This is a genomic window from Achromobacter sp. D7-1, assembly GCF_059760445.1.
The window spans coordinates 20,317-27,016 of record NZ_JCBAMT010000092.1; the positions used below are offsets into that span (position 1 = coordinate 20,317).

Annotated in this window: 6 protein-coding genes; 5 read left to right on the plus strand and 1 reads right to left on the minus strand. The window is 66.3% G+C overall.

The genetic code is table 11. The features are described from left to right. Positions 1-12: 12 nt before the first annotated feature. On the minus strand, positions 13-783 hold the full coding sequence (locus tag AC6LKD_RS27830; protein WP_041652650.1) for an IclR family transcriptional regulator: 771 nt from the start codon (positions 781-783) through the stop codon (positions 13-15). 255 nt (positions 784-1,038) lie between these two features. On the opposite strand from AC6LKD_RS27830, the gene AC6LKD_RS27835 reads away from it, so the two are divergent. The 5 genes from AC6LKD_RS27835 to AC6LKD_RS27855 all read left to right on the plus strand — a co-directional run bounded on the left by AC6LKD_RS27835 (position 1,039) and on the right by AC6LKD_RS27855 (position 6,562). Next, entirely contained in the window at positions 1,039-2,052 is a 1,014-nt protein-coding gene (locus AC6LKD_RS27835; RefSeq protein ID WP_498118061.1) for a Bug family tripartite tricarboxylate transporter substrate binding protein, read from the plus strand. After that, complete coding sequence (locus AC6LKD_RS27840) at positions 2,052-2,936, plus strand: polysaccharide deacetylase family protein (RefSeq protein WP_498118062.1); 885 nt, start codon at positions 2,052-2,054, stop codon at positions 2,934-2,936. The genes AC6LKD_RS27835 and AC6LKD_RS27840 overlap by 1 nt, the downstream gene beginning before the upstream one ends. Beyond that, on the plus strand, positions 2,933-3,697 hold the full coding sequence (locus AC6LKD_RS27845) for a polysaccharide deacetylase family protein (RefSeq protein ID WP_498118063.1): 765 nt from the start codon (positions 2,933-2,935) through the stop codon (positions 3,695-3,697). Before AC6LKD_RS27840 ends, AC6LKD_RS27845 begins: the two co-directional genes overlap by 4 nt. Positions 3,698-3,823: 126 nt before the next feature. Beyond that, positions 3,824-4,960, plus strand: a complete 1,137-nt coding sequence (locus AC6LKD_RS27850) for a C45 family autoproteolytic acyltransferase/hydrolase (protein ID WP_498118064.1) — start codon at positions 3,824-3,826, stop codon at positions 4,958-4,960. A gap of 36 nt (positions 4,961-4,996) precedes the next feature. Next, positions 4,997-6,562, plus strand: a complete 1,566-nt coding sequence (locus AC6LKD_RS27855; RefSeq protein WP_498118065.1) for an ABC transporter substrate-binding protein — start codon at positions 4,997-4,999, stop codon at positions 6,560-6,562. The last annotated feature ends 138 nt before the right edge of the window (positions 6,563-6,700 follow it).

Sequence of the window (6,700 nt, forward strand, 5' to 3'; positions counted from 1 at the left end):
AAGCCCTCGCGCTCACGGCGCGGGGGCTTGTTCCTTCATGCGCGTGGCCAGCGCCAGCGACTCGATGCGGCGGGCGGCCGACTGCAGCAAGGCCGTGGTCTTGTCCTGCGCAATGGTGTTGAGCCGGGCCGCCAGGAAGGTGACGGTCAGCGCGCCGAATACGCGGCGGTCTTCCTGGAACACCGGCACCGCGATGCCCGCCCGCTCCGGCGAGATCTCGCCGACTCCCAGATAAAAACCCTGCACCCGGATCTGGTCCAGCTTGCCGGTGAACTCGGCCTGCGTTTCCCCCAGGCCGAGTTGGCGGATCTCGTCCGCATGCGCTTCGTACAAGCGGCGCTGGTCCTTGCGCGGCAGGAATGCCACGATGGTCTTGGCCGTGGCGCCGCGAAACAGCGGATGGGCGCGGCCGCGGCCGTGCGGAATGCCCAGTTCGTCCGGCCCGCGCTCGTGATGGATGTTGAGGATGCGCAGGCCATGGATCACGCTGAGCAGCACGTCGCCGCCTACCTGGTCCACCACCTCGCGCATGATCGGGCGCGCCACTCCCAGCACCGGATCGCCGTCGATGATGAGGTGGTCCAGTTCGATGATGCGCGGCCCCAGCTTGTAGCCCTCGCCGGTCACGCGCAGCAGATAGCCCAGGTCCGTCAGGTCGCGGATGTAGCGGTAGCCCGTGGGCGCCGAATACGACAGGCGCGAAATGATCTCTTCCGCCGACAGCACCGGGGTTTCGAGGCTGAAGAGGTCAAGGATCGCTAGGGCTCGCTTCAGGGTGGACATGGCGGGTGGGCAGGGAACAACGCGGGATCGGGCGCAGCGTATCACAGGGGTACGCGGTCTGCGCCTGAGTCATTGGCGATGCCTATTGGTGCCAGCAATCGAACAAGGCCCAAACTATCGTTTTTCTATTTTTTATCATTTATAGATAAAAACTAATTGGATTGAATTATTTTTTATCGAATAATGATATTCAAGCAAGGAGCAGGGCGGCGCCAGCACGCCTCTGCGCCTGCGGAAAACACAAGGGGAATATCCATGAAGCAGTCTTGCGGCACCAAGGGCGGCATCAGCCGCCGGCATTTCCTGGGGGCTTCGGCCGCGACCTTGGCCAGCGCGGCATTGGCCCGGCCCGGCCGCGCCTGGGCGGCCGGCTATCCGACCGAACGCGCCCTCCAGTTCATCGTGCCCTTCCCGGCCGGCGGCGGCACCGACCTGGTGGCCCGCCCGCTGGCCCAGGGCATAGGCGTGGCGCTCAAGCAAAGCGTGGTCGTCATCAACAAGGGCGGAGCGGCCGGCAATATCGGCACCCAGCAGGCCGCGCGTTCCGCGCCCAACGGCTACACCATCGCCCTGGGGTCCACCGGTACCCACACGGTGAACCAGAGCCTGTACGAGAACATCGGCTACGACCCGGTCAAGGACTTCGAACCAGTGTCCATGGTCTGCTACTACAACAACGTGCTGGTGGTGCACCCGTCGTTTCCTGCGCGCTCGCTGCAAGAGCTGGTCGCCCTGATCAAGGCCAATCCGGGCAAGTATTTCTATGGCATCACGCAGAACGGCAGCTCCGCGCATCTGGCCATGGAATTGCTCAAGGCCACCGCCGGACTGGACCTGCCCGGCGTGCCGTACAAGGGCGCGGCGGCAGCCGTCAACGACTTCCTGGGCGGGCAGTTCCCCATCCTGATGGACGTGGTGATCAACCAGCAGCAATTCATCCGGGGCGGTAAATCACGGCCGCTGGCGGTGACCTCGGCGCAGCGCGCGCAGGCCCTGCCCGACGTGCCCACCGTGGCGGAGTCGGGCTTTCCAGGCTATCAGGCCATAGGCTGGAACGGCGTGTTCGCGCCCGCGGGCACGTCCGCCGCCATCATCCAGACGCTGAACGGCGCCGTGCAAAGCGCGCTCAAGCAGCCCGCCATGGAGCAACTGACGCAGAACGGACTGGAACTGCACGGCAGCACGCCGCAGGAATTGAGCCGCTTCGTCGCCACCGAAAGCGAGAAATGGCGCGCGCTGATCAAGACCGCCAACATCAAGGCCACCTGATGCAACGCATACCTTATGGCGTCCCGCTGGACGCCCGTTCCAATCCCTGGCTGCCGCTGGACCGCGAGCTGCGCGCGCAGGGCCTGCGCGCCGCGGGCGCAGTACCGGTGCGCGCGGTGGTGTGCGTCACCGTCCACGTGGACGGCCCCGCCGTCGAGGTCGGCCGCAAGCAGTTCCCGGCCGGTCCCCATACCGCGGGCCGCTATGCCATCCGCCGCGGCGTGCCGCGGCACCTGGAGATCCTGGCGCGCCATGGCATGCCGGCCACCTTCTTCGCCTGCGGCTACGACGTCGAGCGCTACCCGGCCACCTTCCACGACATCCTGCAAGCAGGCCACGAGATCGCCGCGCATGGCTATCTGCATGAAGCCTGGGACCTGGGCGAGGACGAGCCCGCGCTGCTGGAACAGACCCACCGCATCATCCAGCGCGAGTTGGGCGTGACGCCGGTGGGTTGGTGCTCGCCCTCGGGCCGCAAAAGCCACCGCACCCTGCCCGCGCTGCGGCGGCTGGGCTATTGCTACGACGCCAGCGAGAAGGACCAGGACCGCCCCTACCTGCCGGCGGACGCGGCGGACTTCATCATGCTGCCCAACAACACGGTGTCGCTGGACGATTACCCCTTTTATTTCTCGGGCCACAGCCTCGCGGCGGAAGCCTACGACAACTGGGTGCAGGAGTTCGAGGCGCTGCGCCAGGCCGAAGGCTATGTGCACCTGACCGTGCATCCCAAGGCCGCCGGCGGTTCGGGCACGCCGGCCCGCGCCGCGGCGCTGGACCGGTTCCTGGCCTATCTGGCCGCCCAACCCGATGTGCACGTCATGACGCTGGAAGCGTTGGCGCGCCACTGCCTTGCCCGCCCCGACGCCTGGAGAAGCGCATGAGCGCCGACAAAACCTTGCTGGTCACCATCAACGTGCAGGGCATCGGCCCGGAAGCCGCGACCCAGTCCGAAGCGTCGCTGCACGGCCGCGATGCGCATGGCCGCTACACCTATGGCGGCGGCCTGGCGCGCGTGCTGGACATGTTGCGCCGCCAGGGCATCCGCGCCACGCTGTTCTGGCCGGTGTTCGAAGCCGAACGCTGCCGCGGCCTGCTGGAGCAAAGCCTGCGCGACGGCCACGAAGCGGCCTCGCAGGGCAATGCCTACGAAGACCTGCCGGCGCTGGGCGAACGCGAAGGCGAAGTGCTGGCACGGGCCCGAGACCGGCTGGCCGCACTGACCGGCTCGGCGCCGCAAGGTTTCCGCTACGCCAGCGGGTTCACCGCCAACACCGTGCCGCTCTTGCACCAGCTCGGCTACCGCTACGACAGCAGCGCGATCGATGACGACGCCCCCTACATACTGGACGCGGACGGCGGGCCCGGCATGGTGGAGCTGCCCTGGAGCGAAGGCCTGTGCGACGCCACCCATTTCAGCCGCCGCGTGACGCAGGACCGGGCCTATGCGCACTGGGTGGAACAGGGCGACGCGCTGCTTGCGGCCGAAGGCTATGCCTGCCTGACCCTGCACCCGCGCGCCGACAACGGCGTCGGCCGCGCGGCAAGGCTGCTGAAAGTCGAGCAACTGCTGGAGCGCTTCCGCGCCGCGGGCGCAAGCTTCAAGACCTGCGCCGACCTGGCCGCCTCCCCCCATACGCGCTGAACGCAGGACGCCCATGGCGTCCTTGCACTGGTAAACCCTGAGCAATATTGGCGCCAAAATAAGCTAACATTTTTTCGCCATCCAATTCCCACCCCAGATTGCGGCGCGGCGCGCCGCCCTATGTCCATGACCCAGATCACCCAATTTCCCTTCGTATCGGTTTCGGGCGCGCCCGAAGCCCGCGGCCGCTCCTACGGCCAGCAAGCCGCTGATCGCGTGCGCAAGAGCGCCAAGATGTACGGCCAGACCCTGGTCGACCTGGGCTATGACGCCATGGCGCGCACCCAGCTGATCAATGGCTTCGCCCGCGAGATCGAGAACTTTGCGCCGCACTACCTGGAAGAAATGCGCGGCATCGCCGCGGGCGCCGACGTGCCTTTCGAAGACATCGTGATGGTGAACGCGCGCACGGAAGTCATCGCCAAGGCCCGCGCCGAAAAGAAGAAGGCCGCCGAACTGGAGCCGGGCGACGGCTGCACCGGCGCGCTGATCCTGCCGACGCGCTCGGCTAATGGCCGTCTGATCCATGGGCAGAACTGGGACTGGCGCGCGGAATGCGCCGAGACCGCCATCGTGCTGCGCGTGCGCAACGACAACGGCCCCGACATCCTGACCTTCGTCGAAGCCGGCGGCCTGGCGCGCAGCGGCCTGAACAGCGCCGGCGTATCGATCACCGCCAACTACCTGGAATCCGACCGCGACTTCCGCCAGCTGGGCGTGCCGCTGTCACTGATCCGCCGCAAGGTGCTGGAACAGGAACACTTCGCGCTGGCGATCAAGGCCGTCGCGACCACGCCCAAGTCCTGCTCCAACAACATCATGATCGGCATGGCCGCGGGCTTCGGCGTGGACTATGAATGCACCACCGACGAAGCCTTCCCCATCTACCCGGGCAGCGACGACCTGATCGTCCACGCCAACCACTGGGTCAGCGAAGTGGCGCTGACCAAGCTGCGCGACACCGGCCGCGCCAGCACGCCGGAAAGCGCCTATCGCGACTGGCGCGTGCGCCGGCTGCTGAACGAGCAGCCCAAGCTGACGCGCGAAGACTTGAAGCGCGCGCTGTTCGACGACTTCGGCGCACCCTATTCCGTCTGCCGTCCGCCGCGCCCCGGCAGCCACGACAACCTGTCGGCCACGGTGGCGATGGTGATCATGGAGCCCGAGGCCGGCCTGATGGAAGTCGCGCCGCTGCCGGCGCTGAACCGCAGCTTCACCCGCTACAGCCTGAGCGCCGAACCCGAACTGCTGGCTGCCGCCTGAAGCGGCGCGCCCGCGCAACCCCAGGAAGACGTATCGATGAATAAAAATCTATTGAGCGCCGCGGTTGCGCTGGCGCTGGGCGCCGTGGCCGGCGCGGCCTGGGCGCAATCCGCCCCGCCGCTGCGCATCTCGCTCACGGCCGACATCCGCTCCACCGAACCCGGCGTCAACCGCGACAGCAATAGCGACGCGGTGGTGCTGCACATCGTCGAGGGCCTGGTGGCCTATGGCGAGGACGCCGAGGTCCGCCCCCTGCTGGCCAAGTCGGTGGACATCAGCCCGGACGGCAAGACCTATACCTTCAAGCTGCGCGAAGGCATCAAGTTCCATAACGGCAAGCCCATGACCTCGGCCGACGTGCTGTGGACCTGGCAGCACTACACCGCGGCCAATTCGGGCTGGCGCTGCGCCAGCGAATTCGACGGACGTGGCACGGTCAAGGTCACGGGCGTGGAAGCGCCGGACGCGCAGACGGTGGTCTACCACATCGAAAAGCCCAGCAGCCTGTTCCTGGCGACGCTGGCGCGCGCCGACTGCGGCGGCACCGGCATCCTGTCCAAGGATTCGGTGCGCGCGGACGGCGCTTGGGACAAGCCCATCGGCACCGGTCCGTTCGAGCTGGCGGAATGGAAGCGCGGCGAGTACGTACGCCTGACCAAGTTCGCGGGCTATTCGAACCTGGACGGCAAGCGCGACGGCTACACGGGATCGAAGCGGCCGCTGGTGGACGAGGTACGCTTCCTGATCGTGCCGGACGACTCCACCGCCAAGGCGGCCTTGCAGCGCGGCAATATCGACATCATCGAGGACGTGTCCAATAGCGACGTGCCGGTGTTGCAAGGCACGCCGAACGTCAAGGTGGCGCATGCGCCGGTGATGAGCATGACGGCGCTGCTGATGCAGACCAAGGATCCGGTGCTGGCCAATCCCAAGATGCGCCAGGCGTTGGCCCACGCGATCGATTACCAGCAGTTGGCGGCGGCGGTGACGGAAGGCCTGGCGCAGCCGAACAATTCGATTGTGCCGCTGGTGTCGCCCTACTACGACGCGGCGCAGAAGCAGGGCTGGAATTACGATCCGGCGCAGTCGCAGAAGCTGTTGAAGGAAGCCGGATACAAGGGGCAGGAACTTGCGATCCTGACGACCAAGCGCTATCCGCAGTCGTATAACTCCGCGGTCATCATTCAGGCGATGCTGCAGGCGGTTGGCATCAATGCGCAGTTGTCGGTGGTGGAGTGGGCGACACAGCTGGACCGCTATAACGCGGGCACTTACCAGATGATGACCTTCCCTTATTCTGCGCGGCTGGATGCGGCGCTGAATTACGAGATGGTGACGGGGGATAAGGCGAAGCAGCCGCGCAAGGTTTGGGACAACCCGCAGGCGCAGAAGCTGATCGAGGCGGCGTCGTCGGATACGGATCATGCGAAGCGGCAGGCTTCGTTTGACCAGCTGCATAAGCTGTTCCTGGCGGATGTGCCTAGTATTCCTTTGTATAACGGGTTGGATATTGGGGCTTATCGGGCGGATATCAGGGGGTATCAGCCTTGGGCGGTTAAGAAGCCGCGGGCATGGGAGGTGGAGCGGGTGGCGGCGCCTTGATATTGTCTTCGTTGTCTTTGCTGTTTTTGCTGCGGCAGGTGTTGTCTTCGTAGGTCGCCCGGCGGCGCGGGCCCTGAGGCTGCTCGCGCCCACGATTGCGGTCCGGAGCCTTCGCTCCGGACTGCCCCGTCGTCATCG